This window comes from Flavobacterium qiangtangense (assembly GCF_042658345.1).
Classification (GTDB): Bacteria; Bacteroidota; Bacteroidia; order Flavobacteriales; family Flavobacteriaceae; genus Flavobacterium; species Flavobacterium qiangtangense.
Window position 1 is genome coordinate 210,410 of the sequence record NZ_JBHSQB010000008.1, and the last position, 20,944, is coordinate 231,353.

The window sequence follows — 20,944 nt, forward strand, 5'->3', positions numbered from 1 at the left end:
CAACAAACAATGAACATACCAGCAAATTTAAAGTACACAAAAGACCACGAGTGGGTTAGCTTAGAAGGAGATATCGCAACTGTAGGAATTACAGATTTTGCACAAAAAGAATTAGGAGACATCGTTTATGTGGAAGTGGAAACGCTTGACCAAACTTTAGAAAAAGATGAGGTTTTCGGTACGGTTGAAGCAGTAAAAACGGTTTCAGATTTATTTTTGCCATTAGCTGGAGAAATCGTTGAATTCAATGAATCTCTTGAAACAACTCCAGAAAAAGTAAATTCTGATCCTTATGGAGACGGATGGATGGTGAAAGTAAAAGTGGCTGACGTTGCTGATTTCGATTCATTATTAGATAGCGAAGCTTACAAAAACTTAATTGGAGCGTAATAAAAAAATAGTTCTTTTTCTTGCGTTAGCGCTTTTCTGGACGATTGCCATTACGGTAGCTTGTTTGGTAGATATGTCTGATGTTCCCGCTGCAAACGTTGAGAATATTGACAAAGTGGCGCATTTAGGATTTTACGCAATATTTTCGATTTTATGGTTTTTATACCTTGAAAATAAAATTGAAAGCACGCCAAAACTTTTTTTGATTGTATTTATGCTCTCCGTAATTTTTGGAGTTTTCATAGAGTTTTGCCAGTCAACATTTACCGATAATCGGCAGGCTGATGTAAAAGACGCTGTTGCAAACACAATTGGCGCAACAATCGGATTGTTGTTAATGGCGATTTATACAAAAAAGTTTAAAAAATAATTTACAAAAACATCCCGCTTCGGTGGGATTTTTTTATTTTTATCAAATGGATATCAAGCAATATTTAGATTCAACATATCTCAAGACGCCAGAACAGGCTGGTTTGAGCGATTCAGAAAATGAAAAAGTAGTCAGCGGTTTTGTTCAAGAAGCCATCGACGAGAATTTTAAATTGATAATGATTCGCCCAAATATGGTTTCTTTGGCCAAAGAAATGATTTCAAAAGCCAATTCAAAAGTTTTGGTCGGAACCGTAATTGGTTTTCCAGAAGGAAATTATTCGTTGGAAAATAAATTGCAAGAAGCAAAAAAAGCGATTGAAGACGGAGCCGATGAACTCGATTTTGTTTGTAATTACGAAGCGTTCAAAAAAGGCCAAATTGATTTGGTCAAAGAAGAAATTCTGCAAGGAACAAAACTTGGGCTTGCCCATCACAAAATTGTCAAATGGATTATTGAAGTTGCGGCTTTAAACAGCCAACAAATTATGCACCTTTCTTGCTTGGTAAAAAATGTGGTGATTTCAAATTTTTCTGAAGATACTATTCCTTCGGTTTTTGTAAAATCGTCAACCGGATTTTTTAAAACGGAAGATAATTTACCAAACGGAGCGACAGTTCCTGCGGTAATTATGATGTTAGAAAACGCATCGCCACTTCCTGTGAAAGCGGCAGGCGGTGTTAGAACTTATGAAAAAGCGCAAGAAATGATTCGTCTTGGCGTAAAAAGAATTGGAACTTCGTCTGCAAAAGCAATTGCAAATGGAGAAATTTCAAAAAGTGATTATTAAAATTCCTTGTATATTTTGTCAATGAAAAATTTTCTGACGGTTGCATTTTTGCTTTTAAGCGTTTTTACTTTTCAAGCCCAAAACACAATTGGCGACAGAGAACAGTTTCCTGTTTTTCTGGTTTGTGAAGGAATGCAGTCTAAAAATCTCGAAGCTTGTTTTTATAACCAACTTCAAGATTTTGTTTTCAATAATTTTAAAGTTCCTCAAGAAATTACGGCAAAAAACTATCAAGGAAACGTCATCGTTCTTTTTGAAGTTGATACTGCAGGTGTTTTTAAAGTGCAATATGTGGATGCGATTGAAACTTCTTTGATTGAAGAAAGCAAACGTGTTTTTGAATCGCTTGAAAAGGTGAAACCGGCCACTTACAACGGAAGTCCTACTTATGCAAAATATACCATTAAAATCGCAATTCCTCTGGTAAAGCCAGATGCGATAAATGCCAATCCTGTTGCTGAAAAAACGAATTCAGTTTTTCGTGATAGAAAAAAAGAGCTTATTGAATTTGATAGTATTGTTTATCAAAAATTCAATAATCCGCAGTTGAAAAGTCATTTGAATATTCCGTTTTCGCATAATTTATACTCAACTTTTGATCGCGCTTTAAATCAAGTTGGAGCTAATAATCATACGGCTTCAAAGCCTTATTCTTATGCTGAAGTTTCAAAATATTATGATTTGGAAGAAGCGAATAAGTTGTTGATGAAAGACAAAAAATCGTATGCTGGAAGAAAACTTTGGAATGAAAATTTTGTTCAGATTCAAGGCGAAGGATATTGGTTTACGGTAAATCCGATTTTTGATTTGAGAGTAGGAAAAAGTAGCGATGCAGATGCAAGCACTTTTGTAAATACGAGAGGAATTCAAGTACAAGGCGAAATCGGAAAAGAGCTAAGTTTTACAACAACTATTTTTGAAAGTCAAGGAAGATTTGCTGGTTATTACAATGATTATATCGAAACTTTAGCGCCTTCTGGAGGAAATCCAGCGGTGATTCCGGGTGTGGGAATTTCAAAAAGGTTTAAGGAAGATGCTTATGATTTTCCTTTGGCGGAAGCAAATATAACTTATACTCCAAGCCGATTTATCAATTTGCAATTGGGTTATGGCAGAAATTTTATTGGAGATGGCTATCGTTCATTGCTTGAAGGTGATGGTGCAAGTCCGTATCCTTTTTTTAAAATCAATACCAATTTTTGGAAAATAAAATACACAAATACCTATATGTGGCTAAAAGATGTGCGTCCGGATGTGACTGTTGACGGCACATACGCTACAAAATTCATGGCAAATCACTATTTGAGTTATAATGTAACAAAAAGATGGAATGTTGGTTTGTTTGAGTCTGTCGTTTGGTCGAATCAGAATGAGCGAGGTTTTGACGCGAGTTTCATAAACCCGATTATTTTTTACCGCGCTGTTGAATTTTCGTCTTCTTCAAAATCGGGAAATGCCGTTTTAGGACTGACTACAAAATATAAATTCTCGAATCAAGTTCAAGGTTATGGACAACTTTTAATCGATGAATTTTCGGTTGGAGATATGACTGGCGGAGAAAATAGCTGGAAAAATAAATTAGGATATCAACTTGGCGCAAAATATTTCGACGCTTTTAACATTGACAATCTTTTGCTTCAAATTGAATACAATCACGTTCGCCCGTATGTGTATTCGCACAGCAATCCGTTGACGAATTATGCGCATTCCAACCAAAGCATGGGACATCAATGGGGTGGAAATTTCAGAGAATTCATTGCCATTGCAAGATATTTCAAAGGAAGATGGTTTGCCGACGGAAAACTGACGTATGGTCAGCGTGGATTGGATTTCGATACGCCAGAGAATTCGTTCAATTATGGCGGAAATATTTACAAAGATTACGACATCGACAGACCTTATGATACAGGAGTTTCGATTGCACAAGGAAATAAAACCACGATTTTAATTGCTGATTTGCAAGCGGGTTATTTGATTAATCCGGCTACAAATTTGAAATTATTTGGAAGTTTGATTTATAGAAATTTTGACCCAACCGTAGAAACCGCTCGTGATTTTAAACAAAGCACCACTTGGTTTTCACTCGGATTTAGAGCGGATATCTTTAATTGGTATATGGATTTCTAGCAAAAAAATCACATAGTTGTCAAATCAACTGTTTTTTGTGAATACTTTTTTGTGAATTTCTTTATGAACGAGTATCTTTGCGCCAGATTTCAAAATCCAAATGAAAGCAGTATTGAGCACTACAACAAATAACTTCTCCTTAAAATCTCTTTATACCGATTTTACAGAAATCACCAAAGCAAGATTGGCGGTTAGCGTTGTGTTTTCTTCAATCGCGGGATATCTTCTTGGTTTTGATAGCGAAAATCCGTTTCAGTGGAGCGTTTTGATAATGCTTTGCATCGGCGGTTATTGTATGGTTGGCGCCTCAAATGCGTTTAATCAAATCATCGAAAAAGACTTAGACGTTTTAATGGACAGAACTAAAAACCGTCCAGTTCCTTCAGGAAGAATGTCTGTGAATACCGCATTTATTATTGCTTGCGCCTTGACAATTCTTGGACTTGCAATTTTGTATAGCATCAACCCAAAAACAGCGATGTTTGGTGCAATTTCTATTTTTCTTTACACAAGTATTTATACGCCATTAAAGACAAAAACGCCGTTATCGGTTTTTGTTGGAGCATTTCCGGGAGCCATTCCTTTTATGTTAGGATGGGTCGCGGCGACGAATAATTTTGGAATTGAAGCTGGAACTTTATTCATGATTCAGTTTTTCTGGCAGTTTCCACATTTTTGGGCAATCGGTTGGTTTTTATACGAAGATTACGAAAAAGCAGGTTTCTTTATGTTGCCTACGGGTAAAAAGGACAAAGCAACAGCAACACAGATTTTGCTATATACCATTTGGTTAATCGTGGCTTCTTTGTTGCCGTCATTAGGATTTACAGGAAAATTATTCATCACACCTTACGCAGCAGTTGCAGTTTTCTTATTAGGAATCTGGATGCTATATTACGGAATGAAATTATACAAATCAAGAGAAGCAAAGGCAGCGCGAACATTAATGCTGGTGAGTGTTTCTTATATTACTTTACTACAAATTATTTACATCGCAGATAAATTTTTACGATAATGGCAACAATGACAGTTCAGGAGCACAAAGAAAGAACAGCACGTTCTTATAAATTGATTCTTTGGTTTGCAATGATCAGTATGATTATGATGTTTGCAGGTTTGACGAGTGCTTATGTTATCAGTGCTTCTCGACCAGATTGGCTTAAAGATTTCACCTTACCAAATGCTTTTTGGGCAAGTACAGGAGTGATGTTGTTGAGCAGTTTGACTTTTCATTTGGCTAAAAAAGCAATTCAAAAAGATAATAGAAGCGCAGTAACATCTCTTTTATTAGTTACTTTGGCGCTTGGTTTATTATTCGTATTTTTACAATATCAAGGCTTTTATCAGTTGATCGATGCAGGCTTGTATCCAACGGGACCAACGAGTACTGTAACAAGTTCATTCATCTTTGTGGTAGTGCTTTTGCACTTCGTTCACTTGTTTGGAGGCTTGGTATCGCTTTTAATTATAATTTATAATCATTTTAAACAAAAATACAATTCAAGTCAAACCCTTGGAATAGAGCTTGGTGCAATGTTTTGGCACTTTCTTGATTTCTTATGGCTATATTTGTTTTTGTTTTTATATTTCTTTAAATAAGAAAAAAACGTAAATTTGGGAACTTTTTAACTAACAACTTTTATGGGAGCGACTGTTACTACTGCGAATAGTGAAGGCAAAACTTGGGCCGGAGGCAATGAGCCAATGGGAATTAATTATGGCAAAATGATGATGTGGTTTTTCATCGTCTCTGATGCCTTGACATTCTCTGGTTTTCTTGCTGCTTATGGCTTTTCAAGATATAAATTTATTGAAACTTGGCCTTTAGCTGACGAGGTTTTTAACCACTTTCCATTTATGCACGGAGTTGATGCTCCGATGTATTATGTGGCATTAATGACATTTATTTTGATTTTCTCTTCTGTAACTATGGTTTTGGCTGTTGACGCCGGACACCATTTGAAAAAACAGAAAGTAGCAATTTATATGTTCTTGACAATTATCGGTGGAGGAATTTTCTTGGGTTCTCAAGCTTGGGAATGGAAAAATTTCATCAAAGGTGAATATGGTGCTGTGGAAACAAAAGGAGGAAGTATTCTTCAATTTGTAGATGCAACAACTGGAAAAAGAGTAAAACTTGCTGATTTTGCTTCACACACACCTGAAGAAAGACAACAATTGACAAGGGATAAAGGAATGTGGTTTCAAAGCGAAAGCACGTTGCCAACATATTCTGTAAATCAAGTTGTGGAAGGATTTAAAGCAAATCCAAATTTAGTGGTAAGAACAGAAACGATTTATCACGCAAACGAAGCTACGCTTAAAGATACAAAATTACACCCAGAATTAAACAAATCTACGCACAAGCACAAAACAGTTCTGACAAGAGAAGAATCTCTAAAAAGAATGAGCGAAGTGCATTATGTTGTAGAAGGAGCAAACTTGGTTAGAAACGAATACGGTCAAAAATTATTCGCTAACTTCTTTTTCTTCATCACTGGATTCCACGGTTTCCACGTATTCTCTGGAGTATTGATCAATATTTTAATTTTCTTGAACGTTGTTCTTGGAACTTACGAAAAAAGAAGAAGCTACGAAATGGTTGAGAAAGTGGGTCTTTACTGGCACTTTGTCGATTTAGTTTGGGTATTTGTATTCACATTCTTCTATTTAGTTTAATCGAAAAGACTTATTATTATGGCACACGAACACGTTTCTAATACAGGCAGGATCTGGAAAGTTTTTGGATTTTTATCTGCAATCACGATTATTGAAGTTGCATTTGGTATTTACAAACCAGCAATCTTACACGATACATTATTTCTTCAAATGAATTTGCTGAACTGGCTTTTCATTATATTGACAATTTACAAAGCTTATTTGATCGTTTGGGCGTTTATGCACTTAGAAGGTGAAAAAAGTAACTTAAGATGGAGCATTGTTGCCCCGTTAGTTTTTCTAATTATCTATTTAGTGTTCATCTTACTAGTTGAAGGTAATTATATTTTTGATGTGTTTAAAAGTTCTCAAATAAAATGGAATTTTTAACAGCATATTAAATCACAAAAAAAGACGGTATTACACCGTCTTTTTTTATTTTTGCACTGCAATAATTACTGCAATCCAATGAAAAAATATTCCATACTTTTTGCGCTGTTCATTCTTCCAATTGTCGCTTATCTTTTCTTTGCTTCCGGAATCAACAGCTTTGCAAAACTTCCCACGATTACTGAAAAAATTCCGGATATTTCTGATTGGAAAACTGCCGACGGAAAGACGGTTTCTTTAAATGATAAAATTACAATTCTTGGCTTTACAGGAAGTAATATTATTTATAACGAAGGAAATTTTTTCAACCTAAATCAGAAGATTTACAATAAAAATAAAGACTTCAAGGATTTTCAATTTATAATGGTTTCTCCAAAAGGTTCAGAATCTCAAGTGGCAGAATTGGTTGAGAAACTGAAACCGCTCGCTGACGGAAAAGATATGTCAAAATGGATTTTTGTTTTTGCTTCTCCAGAAGAAATTACAAATTATTATGGCAAACTAAATCTTGTTGGCGGATTAGACAGAGATTTTGGAACTGCAAATGTTTATATAGTTGACAAAGCAAGAAGTCTCCGTGGTAGAAAAGGAAAAAACCTGAAAGGAGAGAATGAGTATAAAGAAGGTTACAACACGATTTCTGCGGCCGATTTACACAATGAAATGAGTGATGACGTAAAAGTTATTCTATACGAATATCGCGCGGCGCTGAAAAAGAATAATAACGATTCAAGAATGAAAAGAAAAATTTAAGTGATGAAAAACAAATCATACATCGGGATTTCATTTATAATTTTAGTTTTCGGAATTATTTTTGTTCCTAAAATCATAGATAGATTGAAGGAAGGAAAAGTCACGGTAAACGACCGAATGAGTGTTCCTCAGAAAGAAAAATCAGAAACATTGCTGACCATCGGAAACGCTCCCGAATTTTCTTTAACAGATCAAAACGGAAAAATAATTACCAATAAAGATTACCTCGGAAAAGTTTATGTTGTAGAGTTTTTCTTCTCAACGTGTCCATCGATTTGTCCGATAATGAACCAAAATATGCTTTTGATTGAAGAAGAATTTGGTAAAAATAAAAACTTCGGAATTGCTTCTTTTACGATAAATCCAACAACCGATACGCCAGAAGTTTTGAAAGAACACGCAAAACAATTGGGAGTAACATCACCGAATTGGCATTTTTTGACCGGAGATCAAAAGTATATTTATGATTTGGCCAACAAAGGTTTTAACATTTACGCAGGCGAAAGTGCTAAAGAAGGCGACGCTGGTTTTGAACATTCCGGATATTTTGCTTTGGTTGATAAAACAGGAAAAATCAGAAGCCGAAAAGATAAAAATGGCAATCCGATGATTTTTTACACCGGATTAAATTATAATGACAAAGACGGTTTTGAAGACGATTTACAAGGAAAATACAAACCCGGAATTTTTATGATTAAGGAAGATATCGCAATTTTATTAGAAGAATAATATGGAAAGCAATTTGAATGCTGTTGAGCTGAAATATAGAAAATGGATTATTGTTTTATCGGTTGCAATTCCTGTGGTTGTGGCGATTTTGTTCGGAGTAAAACTGAAAGATTTTGGATTTGATGTAGAACCTTTGTCATTTTTACCTCCAATTTATGCTACGATTAACGGAATTACGGCTGTTCTTTTGGTGACCGCAGTTTGGGCCATCAAAAACGGAAAACAAAAACTTCACGAAAACCTGATGAAATCAGCAATCGGGTGTTCTGTTGCATTTTTAGGAATGTATGTTGCCTATCACATGACCGCTGACAGCACGTCATTTGGAGGCGAAGGAATAATCAAATATGTATATTTTTTCATTTTAATCACGCACATTTTACTGTCGATTATCATCATTCCATTCGTTTTAATTACTTACGTTCGTGCACTGGCGCAACGTTTTGACAAACATAGAAAATTAGCCAGAATCACGTATCCAATGTGGTTGTATGTGGCCGTGACCGGAGTAATTGTTTACCTAATGATTTCACCATATTATGTACATTAAAAAAGAGGCAAGAGGCAAGAGGCAAGGGGCAAGAGTTTGGGAAAAAGAAATAATATTTCTTATTTCTTCTTTTTTCTTCTCAATAAGTTCAAACGCACAATGCGCAATGTGTCGTGCGGTTTTAGAAACCGAAGAAGGTGGCGTGAAAGCCGAAGCCGTGAACGACGGAATTTTATACTTAATGGTATTTCCGTATATATTAGTCGGAATTTTGGGCTACGTAATTTATAGAATGAAGACCAAAAAAAAGCCTGAAAATTAATTCAGGCTTTTTTTTTAATTATTTTAATCCGTCGATGCTGACATCTACTTTTCCATCGACCGTTATAAAAGCGATAATTGCTTTATTAGTCAACTGTATTTTCTTGAATTGAATATCATCCACGCTTCCGTTTACAAAAACGCCAGGCATCGGAGAATAATTCTTTAAATACGTCATCATATTCTTTTTTCCTTCGTCTAAGTTGGGTTGAATCGAATAACGGCAAGCTTCCTGCATTTTCTTCAAAACAACGCCCGAAGCAAGCCAATTTGCAGTTTTAATCAATCGGCTTTTGGTGTCTAAAACATAGTCTAATTGGTCGAAAAATATCTCTTTTGTGGCATCATTATATTGTGGAAAACCCGAAAGATAGATAGTTCCGTTCAAGCTTCCTAATAAGTCTAAAGCAATAATCATCTTGTTGTTTTTCTGCCAAATTGCTACGTTTTGAACTTTAACTTTTTTACTTCCAGAACCAAATTCTTGTCCCTGAAAATTCTTCGTCATAATTCTTGAGGCATCTTGATAAGTCGAAACCGCCGCGATATTTGCAGAAATTTTGTCTGGCATTTTTGAAACTGGTTTCAAGGCGATTTTGTCTCTGTCTAATTTATTTTTCGGCTGTTGGCCAACCACGGTTTCCATATTACATTTTAATCCCATGTCAAGCGAAATAACTTCTTTTTGCAGTTTAGCTTCGGTCGAATACAATTCTATCGGAACAATTCGCAACCAAGAATCATAGGTTTCGCTCATTTGAAAAGGCGTGCAGATTTTCTCCAAAGCATCCAAAACATTTGGTTTGAAATCCATTGATTTTTTAATCGCTTCGTCAAGATTGTTCTCGATTTTTGATTTAAAAAGACGAACCGCAGGATTTATCAAATACGTAATCGCAACACTTTTTCCGGCAATATTTATCGTCGGACTTTCGTTCCATTCTAATGATTGCAGCATGGTGTCGGTATTCATTTTCCAATTGGTCAGGCCAACATTGCTTAACAAAGTTACGACTCCGTTCATGTTAATTTCGCGAGTGTCATATAATTTGATGCCCATTTTATTGATTCCGTAGCGATAATTTACGGTAATTTTCAACGGAAGAACGGTCTTAATTTTACCTTTTTCATTGGAGATTTTTATAGCGCCTAATTTCCAGACTTTCATCGTGATATCGTCGTCTTCGATATCGTTGTCTTCATAAATCAATCCGTTTAAAAGTTTGTTTGTTTGAGTTTCAATATCTTTTAATTTGATTTTTATCGGAAGACTGATGAACGATGTTGAGTTTTCATAAACAATTGGTGAAGCGTCGTCTGGCTCCGGTTTCAGTGCTGCAATTTGATTAGTTGTAGAGCAACCGAAGAGGACAAAAAGCGAAAATATCGGGATCAATTTCGCAATAAATTTGGTCATAGCTTTTAATGATTTAATTTTGAAGTAAATGTAATTTTATTTTTTAATATCTTTCTAAAAAAAAATCTGTAACAGAATCTCCTTTTTACCGTCTAATTATTTTTAGAAAGCCACCAAAAAAGGCTAAATTTGCATTGATAACCAAAACATTTTTGTCAGTAATTATTTATGAAAAAGAAAACCATCAGTAAAATACTCTGTCTTGCCGTCTTCTTTTTAGGCATTTCATCAAATGCCCAAGTCAAAAAATGGACTTTGGAAGAATGTGTTCTTTATGCATTAGAAAACAATATTTCTATCAAGCAGTCGCAACTTGACTTGAAAACTTCTGACGTTGAAAAGTTGGAAGCGGTTGGAAATTTTCTGCCGACAGTTTCCACAAATGCAAATTACAGCATTAATACAGGTGCCAACATTAACCCTGCAACTAACCAATTTAACAACGAAACGTTTAAGTCATTTTCTGCGCAAGCAAATGGTGGCGTAACGCTATTCAACGGTTTTTTAAACTGGAGAACGTACCAAAGGTCAAAGCTAAATAGAATCGCGAATACGTATCGTCTTGATAAAATGAAAGACGATATCATGCTTTCTGTGGCCAATAATTTCCTTGAAATTCTTTCGCTTAAAGAGCAATTGCGAGTTTTGCAAAACCAGAATAAGATTACGAAGGAAAATTTAGACCGAACCAAAGCATTGATTGACGCCGGAAGTTTGCCTGCCGGAGATATTTATGAATTGAGAGCCACTGATGCCGGTCAAGAACAACAAATTATTAATGCACAAAATAATTTACTGATTTCAAAAGTGGCGCTTTGCCAAATGCTTTTGCTTGAAGATTACATAAATTTTGATGTTGCTGAGCAAGAATTTAATGCAGAACTTTCTTCGGTTTTGGATGAAAATCCGCATACTATTTTTGAAAAAGCAAAACAAACCGTGAACGATATCAAAGTTGCGGCGCAAGATGTGGAAGTAGCTAAAAAAGATGTTCAAATCTCGAAATCGGCTTATATGCCAACATTGTCTGGATTTTTAGGTTACAATGCAAGATGGTCAGAAAGTACACCGCTTTCGTTTCAAGACCAAATTTATTTGTTTGATGGAACAGCAATCGGATTACAATTAACGGTTCCGATATTAAATGGATTTTCTACTCGCGGTCGCGTGCAACGAAGCAAAATTTCTCAAGAAAGATCACAATATCTTTTAAAACAAGCGGAATTAGATTTGGAAACCAATGTTTATAAAGCTTATAATGATGTCGTAAATTCTAAAAAATTATACGAAGCAGCACAGAAAACTTCTGAAGCGAGAAAGTTTGCTTATCAATTTTCTAAAGAAAGATTTGACGTCGGTTTGCAAAACTCATTTGATTTTAGCCAATCATCAATAGCTTACGAAAATGCGCAATCAGAAGAAGTTAGAGCAAAATACGACTACATCTTCAAAACAAAAATATTAGAATTTTATTTCGGAATGCCAATTATCCAAAAACAATAGTTTATGAAAAAGAAGACCATAATTTTATTAGTAGTTGCAATTGCAATCATCGTTCTTTTACTTGTCCTGACAAAATCGGGTGTTTTTGGGAATAAAAATGTAGGCAAAGAAGTGGAAATAGCTAGCGTAGATCAAGTTACGGTAGTTGAAACCGTTTCGGCAACCGGAAAAATTCAGCCAGAAATTGAGGTGAAAATATCTTCAGAAGTTTCTGGAGAAATCATTGAATTGCCAATTAAAGAAGGTCAAGTTGTAAAAAAAGGAGATCTTTTGGTTAGAATAAATCCAGATTTATATACGTCGGGATTGAACAGATCTGTGGCAAGTTTATCAGGTTCAAAAGCTGGTTTAAGCCAAGCGGATGCTCAGTTTGCAGAAGCAAAAGCAAATTATGATAGAAACAAAACGTTGTTTGATAAAGGAATTATTTCAAGATCAGATTGGGACAAAGCCATTTCAACTTATGCGGTTGCTCAAGCTACGAAACAATCGGCTTATTATAATGTTCAAAGTGCTGCGGCCACGGTAAATGAAGCAAAAGACAACTTGGGAAGAACAACAATTTATGCTCCGGCAGACGGAACAATTTCTTCTTTGGGAGTGGAACTTGGCGAAAGAGTTTTGGGTACGCAACAAATGACCGGAACCGAATTGCTTCGTGTGGCGAACTTAAATAATATGGAAGTGGAAGTCGATGTTAATGAAAATGATATCGTGAAAATTTCTGTAGGAGATTCGGCTAGAGTGGAAGTGGACGCTTATTTGAAAAAGGAATTTAGAGGAACCGTTACAAGTATTTCAAATTCTGCAAGCGCCGATTTGACTGCTGATCAAGTGACAAACTTTAAAGTAAAAGTTAGAATTTTAAAAGAATCGTACGCTGATTTGACCGAAGGAAAGCCAGAAAGTTATTCGCCGTTCAGACCAGGAATGACGGCAACTGTCGATATTATTACTAAGAGAAAAGAAAATATTGTTGCCGTGCCAATTAGCGCGGTCGTGGTAAAATCAGATACTTCTGCAACGGCAAAACCTGTTGCTGTAACTCCAGAAGGACAAACTCCAGCTCCAAAATCAGACAAGAAATTTGAATGTGTTTTTGTGAAAGAAGGTGATAAAGCAAAAATTAGAGTTGTAAAAACCGGAATTCAAGACGATACAAACATCGAGATTTCGTCTGGATTGAAGAAAGGCGACGTGGTAATCGTTGGCCCTTATGCGACTGTCACAAAGGATTTAATTTCAGGGGATGTGGTTTTTGTAAAACCCGAAGAAGGTAAAAAAGAAGTCAAGCCCAAAAAGTAATGGCATACATTTTAAACATTGAAACGGCCACAAAAAACTGTTCGGTAAGCATTGCAAAAGACGGTGAAACAGTAATTTGCAAAGAAATTGCCGAACAAGGATATTCGCACGCTGAAAAATTGCACGTTTTTATTTCAGAAGTTTTAAAAGAAGCAAAAATTGATTTTTCAGACTTGACGGCAATTGCTGTAAGTCAAGGTCCGGGTTCTTACACCGGACTGCGAATTGGAGTTTCTGCTGCAAAAGGGCTTTGTTACGCGATAAATATTCCGTTGATTGCTGTTGATACTTTGGAGATTTTAGCTTCCGCGATTTCTGTTGAAAACGGTGTGATTATTCCGATGATTGATGCCAGAAGAATGGAAGTTTATAGCGCTATTTTTTCTTCGGATAAATCAAAAATCAGAGATACAAAAGCAGAAATTATTGACGAAGAATCGTTTTCGGAAATAACGGAAACCATTCATTTTGTTGGTGATGGCGCTTTAAAATGCCAAGAGATTTTAAGTTCAGATAAATTCGTTTATCACCCAGAAATAATCTTTCCTTCGGCAAAACAAATGAGCGCTTTGTCATTTGAAAAGCACAAAAAAAACGACACCGTGGATGTCGCTTATTTTGAACCTTTTTACTTGAAAGATTTTTTAGTTTTGACCAAGAAACAATCTTAAGTATTCACTTTTGCAAAAGGAGTGACTTCAAGTTTTTCAAGTTCTCTAAGGCTAAATTCCAACACATCAGAACTCATTTCTCCAAAATTTTCATTCTTTGACCAAGGTCTTAAAACTAAATTTATTCCGGTGTCTGTCAAATCATTTACGATCAAAGCTGGCGCCGGAGTTCTAAGCACTTTTGGATGATTTTTCATCACTTCCATTAATTTTTCTTTCGCTAATTTTATATCGGTATCATAATTAATTTTGACTATGATGTCGGCACGTCTTGTATTATTTTGTGAAAAATTTTTAATCTTATTGTTAGACAAAATTCCGTTTGGAATGTAAACAATTTGATTTGAAGCGGTTATTAATTTTGTTGTAAATATTTGAATTTCAAGTACTTTTGCGACTTCTGCTTGAGCTTCTATCGTATCGCCTACTTTAAACGGTTTGAATAAAATGATCAAAACGCCTCCGGCAAAGTTTGAAAGTGATCCTTGCAATGACAAACCAATCGCCAAACCTGCAGCTCCTAAAATTGCAACAAACGAAGAAGTTTCTACGCCCAACTGCGAAATAAAAATCACGAAAAGCAAAACTCGCAAAACCCAAATCAGGATATTTGCAAGAAAAGTGGTTAAAGTTGGCTCAAGATTTCTCTTGGTCATGATGTTTTGCGCCAGCTTATTTAAAAGCGAGATCAACCACAATCCAATAAATAGTATGAGGAAAGCAGAAATTAATCTTGGCGAATAATCGACGATTCCGTTGATAAAACGGTCAGTGTACGACGAAATTTTTTCAGTATCGAGTTGCATTTTTAACAATTTAATTTTTGGCAAAACTATTAAATTCCGTTCAAAAGAATCTTAAGAAATTAATAAATAGTAATAAACTTATGAATTGAAAATTTGGATTTAATTCAATTTTTCGAAAATAGATTCCAGATTATTTTCTGGTAAATCACATGTTTTATTTTGGCATAAATAATAATTGTTCTGATTTTCAATAAATCTATTTTTCAAGAAAGGGAGCGAACTTTCTCGTGAAGTTCCTGCAATCAGAACGTTCGGAATATATTGTTTTTGAAATTTTAGCGCATCTTCTAACGCATTTTCACTGCAAATAGCGAGTTCGCGATTCTCCTCGGAAAAGTTCAAAAATAACTGCAACCAATTTGCAAAAGCCGACGGATAATCAACGTTTGGTAAAATTTTGTCAAGCATTTTGCTCGAAACTTCTTCGTAATAAGAATTCTTGAAATAAATTGACAGCTTAAATAAATTGTTCGCCATCACAGAGTTTGAAGCGGAAATGACATTGTCTTCAATCTCAAAATGGTTCGTAATTAATTTTTCGTCTAAGTTGGATGTAAAACTGAAAAATTCTTGGTTGGAATCAAAAAAATGGTCGAAGCAATAATCAGCCAATTGTTTTGCATCGGTCAAATATTTTTCTTGCAAAGTGACTTCGTACAACGAAATAAAAGCTTCAATTACAAAACAATAATCTTCCAAATAACCGTTGATCGAACTTTTTCCATCTTTATAATTGTGCAAAAGATTTCCTTCTGGAGTCCAAAGTTTTTCAGTTATAAACGATGCGTTTTTTAAAGCAATTTCGAGATAATCTTCATCACCTAAAGCTTTGTATGCATCTATAAAACCTTTTAACATCAAGGCATTCCAAGAAGTTAAGCATTTGTCGTCTAACCTTGGCTTGCTTCGATTTTCTCTTTTATTATAAAGAATTTGTTCCCAAGATTTTTTCTTGTTTATTAAATCAGAAAGGTCAATGTTGTTCGCAAAAGCGATTTCTTCCAACGTTTTATTTTGGATCAAAACATATTTTTGTTCTTCTTCCCAGAAACCAAAATCGTTGATATTAAAAACTTCGCTGAAAAACGGAAAATCTTCTGTAATTAGTTGTTCAAGTTCTTCTGTTTTCCAACTATAAAATGCGCCTTCCTCCAAATGATTTTCGGTGTTTAAACTGTCGGCGTCCAAAGCAGAATAAAATCCTCCGACTTCATTTGTCAATTCTTTTGAAATAAAATTTAATGTTTTTTCGATAACTTCTTTGTGCAGCGGATTTTTGGTCAATTTGTAAGCATCCGCGTAAAGCGAAACCAATTGTCCGTTGTCATACAGCATTTTTTCAAAGTGAGGAACGTGCCATTTCATGTCAACCGAATAGCGAGAAAATCCGCCGTCAACCGTGTCGAAAAGTCCGCCATAAGCCATTTTAGTTAACGTCAAGCTTACAAATTCGAGTAAGTCTTTATCGTTATTTTGATGGGCGAAACGCAGTAAGAATGCGTAATTATTTGGCATCATGAATTTTGGAGCTCTGGTATAACCGCCAAATTCATGGTCAAAACTTTTTTTCCATTTTGAAAGTAAACGCTCTAATGTTTCAAAATCAAAACCAGAAGCTTCGGTATTTTCCGGAATTAAACTAATTGCGTCTAGGCCATTTTTTAATTTTTCGGCATAATCTATCATTTTTTCAGGATCGTTTTCATACAAATTTTTAAGTTGCTGTAAAGTTTCCATCCATTCTATTTTTCGAAAATAAGTGCCTCCCCAAACTGGTCTTCCATCAGGCAAACAAACCACATTCATCGGCCAGCCACCGCGACCCGTCATGATTTGAATGGCTTTCATGTAAACGGCATCAATATCTGGGCGCTCTTCGCGATCGACTTTTATATTGATAAAACTTTGATTCATAACTTTTGCGGCGTCAATATCTTCAAAAGTTTCATGTTCCATCACGTGGCACCAATGGCAGGCCGAATATCCAACACTCACAATAATAAGTTGATTTTTTTCTTTAGCCGAAGCCAATGATTCTGGATTCCAAGCTTTCCAATGCACCGGATTATTGGCATGCTGTAACAAATATGGACTCGATTCTTTATGTAATTCGTTCATATAAAACTGTTTAAAAATAAAAAGCGCTCCAGATGGGAACGCTTAAAATTACTAATTTTTGAGGAGAATGATTAGCCGTTTAACGCTTCGACTTTAATATCGTTATCATTCAGCATATCTTTTAGCATGTTTTCAATACCGCTTTTTAAAGTGAAAGTCGAAGAAGGACAGCCACTGCAAGCGCCTTGAAGTACCACTTTCACACGTTTTTCGGTTTCATCATACGAATCAAAAAGAATGTTTCCGCCATCAGCCGCAACTGCTGGTTTCACATATTCTTCTAAAATATTGATGATTTGTTGTGACGTTACATCTAAATTATCGAAATTTTCAATCTTTTGTTTATCTGTTTTTGGATTTGAAGCCGCAATATTTTCGTCAATTACCGTACCGCCATTTTCGATAAAACCTTTGATAAAAGTTCGCAATTCATAAGTAATGTCTTGCCATTCGCTCACCGAATATTTGGTTACCGAAATGTAATTTTCATCAATGAAAACTTCCTTAACATAAGGAAATTTAAAAAGTTCTTGTGCCAATGGGGAAGAAGAAGCCTCATCGATATTTTTATATTCCATGGCCACTTTTGTCATCATTTTGCTTCCCACAAATTTTTGAACAGAAGGGTTCGGAGTACTTTCTGCATAAACAGTAATTGGTTGTTTTGCATTCGCCGGTTTTTCTTCTACGGTTAAAATCTTGCCACCGTTGTTTACAAAGTTTTCGATTTCTTCGGCAACAGCATCTTTAACATCATCCCATTCCACGATATTATAGCGTTGAATGGCAATGAAATTTCCCGAAATGTAAATTGATTTTACAAATGGAAGATAAAAAAGTTTTTGTGCCAATGGCGAATCTTTTGCGTCATCAATATTTTTGAATTCAAAATTTTGATGTTGGGTTATGAATTCAGGCAATTCAAACTTTAATATAGTGGGATCTTGCGTATCTCTTATTGTAACATTAATCATATATTTTGTATTTTTTTGCAAATTTAACAAAGTAGTAATCTACGAAATATTATATTTGGGAATTTAAAGAATAAATTAACAGTTCCTTCGTTATTAGTTAACATATAAATTGGTATCGCGAGCTAAGGAAACTGCCTGTAAAATTAAGGATTTTTTGTAAAAGTGTCTATATGAAAAGAGCATTACTTGGTTTATTTTTATTGATAGCAACTTCGATGTTTGCTCAAGCGGACTTAATGGTAGTAAATACCGACAACTCCGGAACTTATACTGCGGGTGTGCCAAAGGTGTACACGGTGACAGTAACCAATAACGGACCACAAGCCGCAACAAATGTTGTTGTGTCAGACGTGCTTCCGGCGGGAATAACGCCGAGCACAGTTACTTGGACCGGTACAGGAGGTTTGACGGGAACGGGCAACTTAAATGCTGTGATTCCAACAATGGCCAATGGAGCTGTGCTGACCTTTACAGTTACAATTCCTGTGCCAAGTAATTATAATCAACAGTCAAATTTGGTTTACCAAGCGACTGCGGTTAGCGATACGGCGGATCCAACACCGGCATGTACGGCTTGTATCGATACAGACACGCCTGCGCCGTCGGCTAATATTAGTGCAATAAAAACAAATGGTCAGACGCAATATCGAAATGACGAGCCAACAACTTATACAATTACAGTTACAAATGCTGGTCCGAGCGACGCTTTGAATGTTGTTGTAAATGATCCATTGCCTACGGGGATTACAACAGCAACTTGGACAAATTCTTTAGGCGCTTCTGGAACTGGATCGATTAACGAAAATATTGGAACTTTAACCAATGGTCAGTCTGTTACTTTTACTTTAACAATTAACGTCCCGGTGGGATATAGTACATCAATTACGGCAGCTACAAATCTAGTAAACATAGTTTCGATGACAAGTGATACGCCAGATCCGGTGCCAGCTTGCCCGACTTGTACAGATACGGATACGCCAAAACCTAGGTTTATTTCGGTAAATACTACTCAATATACGGTTTCACAACTTGTGACAGACGTACTTGTTGACTCAGAATGCGCATTGATAACTAATATAACTTCAAGTACAGGTTCTGGAACAAATAATGGAATTGGATATTTTCACCGAGAAAACAGTAATTTCCCAATAAAAGATGGTTTGATTTTAAGTACGGGTAGAGCTATGAATGCGCCTGGCCCAAACTCTAGTAATCAAGGGGTTGGTAACTGGCCTGGCGACACTCAATTGTTTAATTATATCACTGGCTTAGGAATTGATCCAGGTTTGACAGACTATAATGATGCCACGATAATTGAGTTTGACTTTACACCATTAACGGATAATATGAGTTTTAATTTCTTGTTTGCTTCCGAAGAGTATGGTACATTTCAATGTGATTATTCAGATGCATTTGCATTCTTTTTAACTAATACACAGACTAACATAACTACTAATTTAGCATTAATTCCAAACACAAATATACCGGTTTCGGTAGTTACAATTAGAGATGACGAGCATAATGATGGATGTCTTTCTGCAAATGCTCAATATTTTGGACAATTTAATGGCGGTCCTGGCGCCGCAACATCGCCAACAAATTTTGAAGGGCAAACGGTTGTAATGAACGCCTCTTCTCAAGTTACTCCATACACTGTTTATCATATTAAATTGGTAATAGCCGATAGAAACGATAATAGTTATGATTCTGCAGTTTTCCTCGAAGCAGGAAGTTTTAATATTGGCCAAGCTGATATTGGAGACGATTTGACAGTTGTGACAGGTCAGGCTATTTGTTATGGAGATACGACCGTTTTAGATTCTGGACTAGATCCAGCTGTTTATGAATTTGAATGGTACAATGGTACCGATTTAATCACAACACAAACTGGCCCAACTTTAGTTGTTTCAGAACCTGGAAATTATAGTTTGATAGCTTCAAATATTGGAACAGATTGTGAAATGCGTGATTCAATTGTAATTGAGTACAATCCGCCACTTCCAATTCTTCCTGCCGAAAATCTTACACAATGTCAGCCAATTTTCGATTTAACCCAAAATGAGGCTGTAATTTTGGCAAACGTTCCGGCTGCAGAGCAAGGTAATTATGTCTTTTATTATTATGCATCACAAGCTGATTTTGATAATTTCATGATTATAGGAAATCCGCAAGCATATACAGGTACAAATGGACAAACGATAATTGTTAAAGTAGAAGACGTAAACTCTTCCACACAATGTAACGGAATTCTTCAATTTGATTTATTCGTAGAAAGTTGTACCCCGCCTCAGCCTGCAAATATGGCTGTTTGCGATGAACTGCCAAACGATGGTCAATCAGTTTTTGATTTAACTGTCAATGACGAAACGGTTTTAGACGGAGAGCCAGCGTCTGAAAATACAGTTACATATCATTTAAATCAGCAAGATGCAGAGGCAGGAACTCCATTTATAGCATCAGCAAATACTTTCTTGGGTTCTAATAATCAAATTATCTATGTAAGAGTTCAGAATAACGACAATCCGTTAGATTTTGGTATCACAAGTTTCAGCTTGATTGTAAATCCAACTCCTGAAGTAGAACCGCAAAGCGACGTTGTTGTTTGTGACGAGTACATCCTTCCTGCGTTAACAGTAGGTAATTATTTTACAGGACAAAATGGATCTGGAACGCAATTGCCTGTAGGAACAGCAATTAATTCCACACAAACCATTTATGTTTATGCGCAAAGCAATACTGTTCCAAATTGTACTAATGAAGACAGCTTTTTAGTTGAAGTAAATATTACTCCTGTTGTAGACACTCCTGCCGCAGTAGTTGCTTGTAACGAATTTATTCTTCCTGCTTTAAATGTTGGAAATTATTTTACAGGAACTAATGGAACTGGAACTCCGCTTTTTGCAGGAGACGTTATTAACACGACGCAACTTATATACATATACGCAGAAACAGGAACAATTCCAAATTGTTCAGACGAAAGCAGTTTTAATGTTTCTATTTTTGAATCTCCCGATGCAGTCACGCCTACCGCGCTGGAAGTCTGCGACGACAACAATGACGGCTTTGCGGCTTTCAACCTTTCGCTTAAAACGGGGGAAATAACAGGAGGCGACACGACACTTGTTGTTACCT

20 protein-coding genes are annotated in these 20,944 nt (G+C 35.8%); 16 read left to right on the forward strand and 4 right to left on the reverse strand.

The features are described 5' to 3' along the window. Positions 1-9: 9 nt before the first annotated feature. From gcvH to ACFPVY_RS11740, 12 genes are all read left to right on the forward strand, one after another. Positions 10-390: a glycine cleavage system protein GcvH gene (gcvH, locus tag ACFPVY_RS11685; protein ID WP_379792208.1), complete on the forward strand. Its 381-nt coding sequence runs from the start codon at positions 10-12 to the stop codon at positions 388-390. Continuing rightward, on the forward strand, positions 380-760 hold the full coding sequence (locus ACFPVY_RS11690; protein WP_379792210.1) for a VanZ family protein: 381 nt from the start codon (positions 380-382) through the stop codon (positions 758-760). The genes gcvH and ACFPVY_RS11690 overlap by 11 nt, the downstream gene beginning before the upstream one ends. A gap of 46 nt (positions 761-806) precedes the next feature. Beyond that, positions 807-1,550 (forward strand): deoxyribose-phosphate aldolase, encoded by a 744-nt coding sequence (gene deoC / locus ACFPVY_RS11695; protein WP_379792212.1) that lies wholly within the window; start codon positions 807-809, stop codon positions 1,548-1,550. A gap of 21 nt (positions 1,551-1,571) precedes the next feature. Further along, a complete protein-coding gene (locus ACFPVY_RS11700) occupies positions 1,572-3,677 on the forward strand; it encodes an energy transducer TonB (protein ID WP_379792214.1) in 2,106 nt (701 codons plus the stop codon). A 100-nt stretch (positions 3,678-3,777) separates the two neighbouring features. Beyond that, a complete protein-coding gene (cyoE, locus tag ACFPVY_RS11705) occupies positions 3,778-4,692 on the forward strand; it encodes a heme o synthase (RefSeq protein WP_379792216.1) in 915 nt (304 codons plus the stop codon). Next, positions 4,692-5,276 carry a cytochrome c oxidase subunit 3 gene (locus tag ACFPVY_RS11710; protein ID WP_379792218.1) on the forward strand — a complete coding sequence of 195 codons (585 nt, stop codon included), beginning with the start codon at positions 4,692-4,694 and terminating at the stop codon, positions 5,274-5,276. The genes cyoE and ACFPVY_RS11710 overlap by 1 nt, the downstream gene beginning before the upstream one ends. 42 nt (positions 5,277-5,318) lie before the next feature. Further along, a complete protein-coding gene (locus ACFPVY_RS11715) occupies positions 5,319-6,356 on the forward strand; it encodes a cytochrome c oxidase subunit 3 (protein WP_379792220.1) in 1,038 nt (345 codons plus the stop codon). 18 nt (positions 6,357-6,374) lie between these two features. Further along, positions 6,375-6,725: a cytochrome C oxidase subunit IV family protein gene (locus ACFPVY_RS11720; RefSeq protein WP_379792222.1), complete on the forward strand. Its 351-nt coding sequence runs from the start codon at positions 6,375-6,377 to the stop codon at positions 6,723-6,725. A 78-nt stretch (positions 6,726-6,803) separates the two neighbouring features. Then, positions 6,804-7,478, forward strand: a complete 675-nt coding sequence (locus tag ACFPVY_RS11725) for a hypothetical protein (RefSeq protein ID WP_379792224.1) — start codon at positions 6,804-6,806, stop codon at positions 7,476-7,478. Next, entirely contained in the window at positions 7,479-8,207 is a 729-nt protein-coding gene (locus ACFPVY_RS11730; protein ID WP_379792226.1) for an SCO family protein, read from the forward strand. A gap of 1 nt (position 8,208) precedes the next feature. Then, entirely contained in the window at positions 8,209-8,757 is a 549-nt protein-coding gene (locus tag ACFPVY_RS11735) for a DUF420 domain-containing protein (RefSeq protein WP_379792228.1), read from the forward strand. Continuing rightward, positions 8,747-9,019, forward strand: coding sequence for a hypothetical protein (locus tag ACFPVY_RS11740; protein WP_379792230.1), 273 nt, complete (start codon positions 8,747-8,749; stop codon positions 9,017-9,019). The genes ACFPVY_RS11735 and ACFPVY_RS11740 overlap by 11 nt, the downstream gene beginning before the upstream one ends. 18 nt (positions 9,020-9,037) lie before the next feature. Here the strand turns inward: ACFPVY_RS11740 and ACFPVY_RS11745 are convergent, their stop codons facing one another. Continuing rightward, entirely contained in the window at positions 9,038-10,435 is a 1,398-nt protein-coding gene (locus ACFPVY_RS11745) for a DUF4403 family protein (RefSeq protein ID WP_379792232.1), read from the reverse strand. A 168-nt stretch (positions 10,436-10,603) separates the two neighbouring features. Here ACFPVY_RS11745 and ACFPVY_RS11750 point away from each other — a divergent pair, with 168 nt between their 5' ends. The 3 genes from ACFPVY_RS11750 to tsaB are packed head-to-tail and all read left to right on the forward strand — an operon-like array spanning position 10,604 to position 13,914. Then, the gene (locus ACFPVY_RS11750) at positions 10,604-11,938 is read left to right on the forward strand and encodes a TolC family protein (RefSeq protein WP_379792234.1); all 1,335 of its coding nucleotides are present in this window, start codon (positions 10,604-10,606) and stop codon (positions 11,936-11,938) included. Positions 11,939-11,941: 3 nt separating this feature from the next. Continuing rightward, positions 11,942-13,243 (forward strand): efflux RND transporter periplasmic adaptor subunit, encoded by a 1,302-nt coding sequence (locus ACFPVY_RS11755; RefSeq protein ID WP_379792236.1) that lies wholly within the window; start codon positions 11,942-11,944, stop codon positions 13,241-13,243. Next, complete coding sequence (gene tsaB / locus ACFPVY_RS11760; protein ID WP_379792238.1) at positions 13,243-13,914, forward strand: tRNA (adenosine(37)-N6)-threonylcarbamoyltransferase complex dimerization subunit type 1 TsaB; 672 nt, start codon at positions 13,243-13,245, stop codon at positions 13,912-13,914. Before ACFPVY_RS11755 ends, tsaB begins: the two co-directional genes overlap by 1 nt. Here tsaB and ACFPVY_RS11765 read toward each other — a convergent pair. The 3 genes from ACFPVY_RS11765 to ACFPVY_RS11775 form a co-directional block, all read right to left on the reverse strand. Then, positions 13,911-14,720 carry a mechanosensitive ion channel family protein gene (locus ACFPVY_RS11765; protein ID WP_379792240.1) on the reverse strand — a complete coding sequence of 270 codons (810 nt, stop codon included), beginning with the start codon at positions 14,718-14,720 and terminating at the stop codon, positions 13,911-13,913. The genes tsaB and ACFPVY_RS11765 overlap by 4 nt on opposite strands. 99 nt (positions 14,721-14,819) lie before the next feature. Then, the gene (locus ACFPVY_RS11770; RefSeq protein ID WP_379792242.1) at positions 14,820-16,838 is read right to left on the reverse strand and encodes a thioredoxin domain-containing protein; all 2,019 of its coding nucleotides are present in this window, start codon (positions 16,836-16,838) and stop codon (positions 14,820-14,822) included. A gap of 71 nt (positions 16,839-16,909) precedes the next feature. Beyond that, positions 16,910-17,812, reverse strand: coding sequence for a NifU family protein (locus tag ACFPVY_RS11775; RefSeq protein ID WP_379792244.1), 903 nt, complete (start codon positions 17,810-17,812; stop codon positions 16,910-16,912). A 170-nt stretch (positions 17,813-17,982) separates the two neighbouring features. On the opposite strand from ACFPVY_RS11775, the gene ACFPVY_RS11780 reads away from it, so the two are divergent. Beyond that, positions 17,983-20,944: choice-of-anchor L domain-containing protein (locus ACFPVY_RS11780; protein WP_379792246.1), on the forward strand; the 2,962-nt coding region annotated here is incomplete at its 3' end.

Bases quoted from the DNA above. Each gene is read 5' to 3' on its own strand.
- gcvH (WP_379792208.1), top strand. From the start codon at position 10: ATGAACATACCAGCAAATTTAAAGTACACAAAAGACCACGAGTGGGTT.
- deoC (WP_379792212.1), top strand. From the start codon at position 807: ATGGATATCAAGCAATATTTAGATTCAACATATCTCAAGACGCCAGAA.
- ACFPVY_RS11700 (WP_379792214.1), top strand. From the start codon at position 1,572: ATGAAAAATTTTCTGACGGTTGCATTTTTGCTTTTAAGCGTTTTTACT.
- cyoE (WP_379792216.1), top strand. From the start codon at position 3,778: ATGAAAGCAGTATTGAGCACTACAACAAATAACTTCTCCTTAAAATCT.
- ACFPVY_RS11710 (WP_379792218.1), top strand. From the start codon at position 4,692: ATGGCAACAATGACAGTTCAGGAGCACAAAGAAAGAACAGCACGTTCT.
- ACFPVY_RS11715 (WP_379792220.1), top strand. From the start codon at position 5,319: ATGGGAGCGACTGTTACTACTGCGAATAGTGAAGGCAAAACTTGGGCC.
- ACFPVY_RS11720 (WP_379792222.1), top strand. From the start codon at position 6,375: ATGGCACACGAACACGTTTCTAATACAGGCAGGATCTGGAAAGTTTTT.
- ACFPVY_RS11725 (WP_379792224.1), top strand. From the start codon at position 6,804: ATGAAAAAATATTCCATACTTTTTGCGCTGTTCATTCTTCCAATTGTC.
- ACFPVY_RS11735 (WP_379792228.1), top strand. From the start codon at position 8,209: ATGGAAAGCAATTTGAATGCTGTTGAGCTGAAATATAGAAAATGGATT.
- ACFPVY_RS11740 (WP_379792230.1), top strand. From the start codon at position 8,747: ATGTACATTAAAAAAGAGGCAAGAGGCAAGAGGCAAGGGGCAAGAGTT.
- ACFPVY_RS11745 (WP_379792232.1), bottom strand. From the start codon at position 10,435: ATGACCAAATTTATTGCGAAATTGATCCCGATATTTTCGCTTTTTGTC.
- ACFPVY_RS11750 (WP_379792234.1), top strand. From the start codon at position 10,604: ATGAAAAAGAAAACCATCAGTAAAATACTCTGTCTTGCCGTCTTCTTT.
- ACFPVY_RS11755 (WP_379792236.1), top strand. From the start codon at position 11,942: ATGAAAAAGAAGACCATAATTTTATTAGTAGTTGCAATTGCAATCATC.
- tsaB (WP_379792238.1), top strand. From the start codon at position 13,243: ATGGCATACATTTTAAACATTGAAACGGCCACAAAAAACTGTTCGGTA.
- ACFPVY_RS11765 (WP_379792240.1), bottom strand. From the start codon at position 14,720: ATGCAACTCGATACTGAAAAAATTTCGTCGTACACTGACCGTTTTATC.
- ACFPVY_RS11770 (WP_379792242.1), bottom strand. From the start codon at position 16,838: ATGAACGAATTACATAAAGAATCGAGTCCATATTTGTTACAGCATGCC.
- ACFPVY_RS11775 (WP_379792244.1), bottom strand. From the start codon at position 17,812: ATGATTAATGTTACAATAAGAGATACGCAAGATCCCACTATATTAAAG.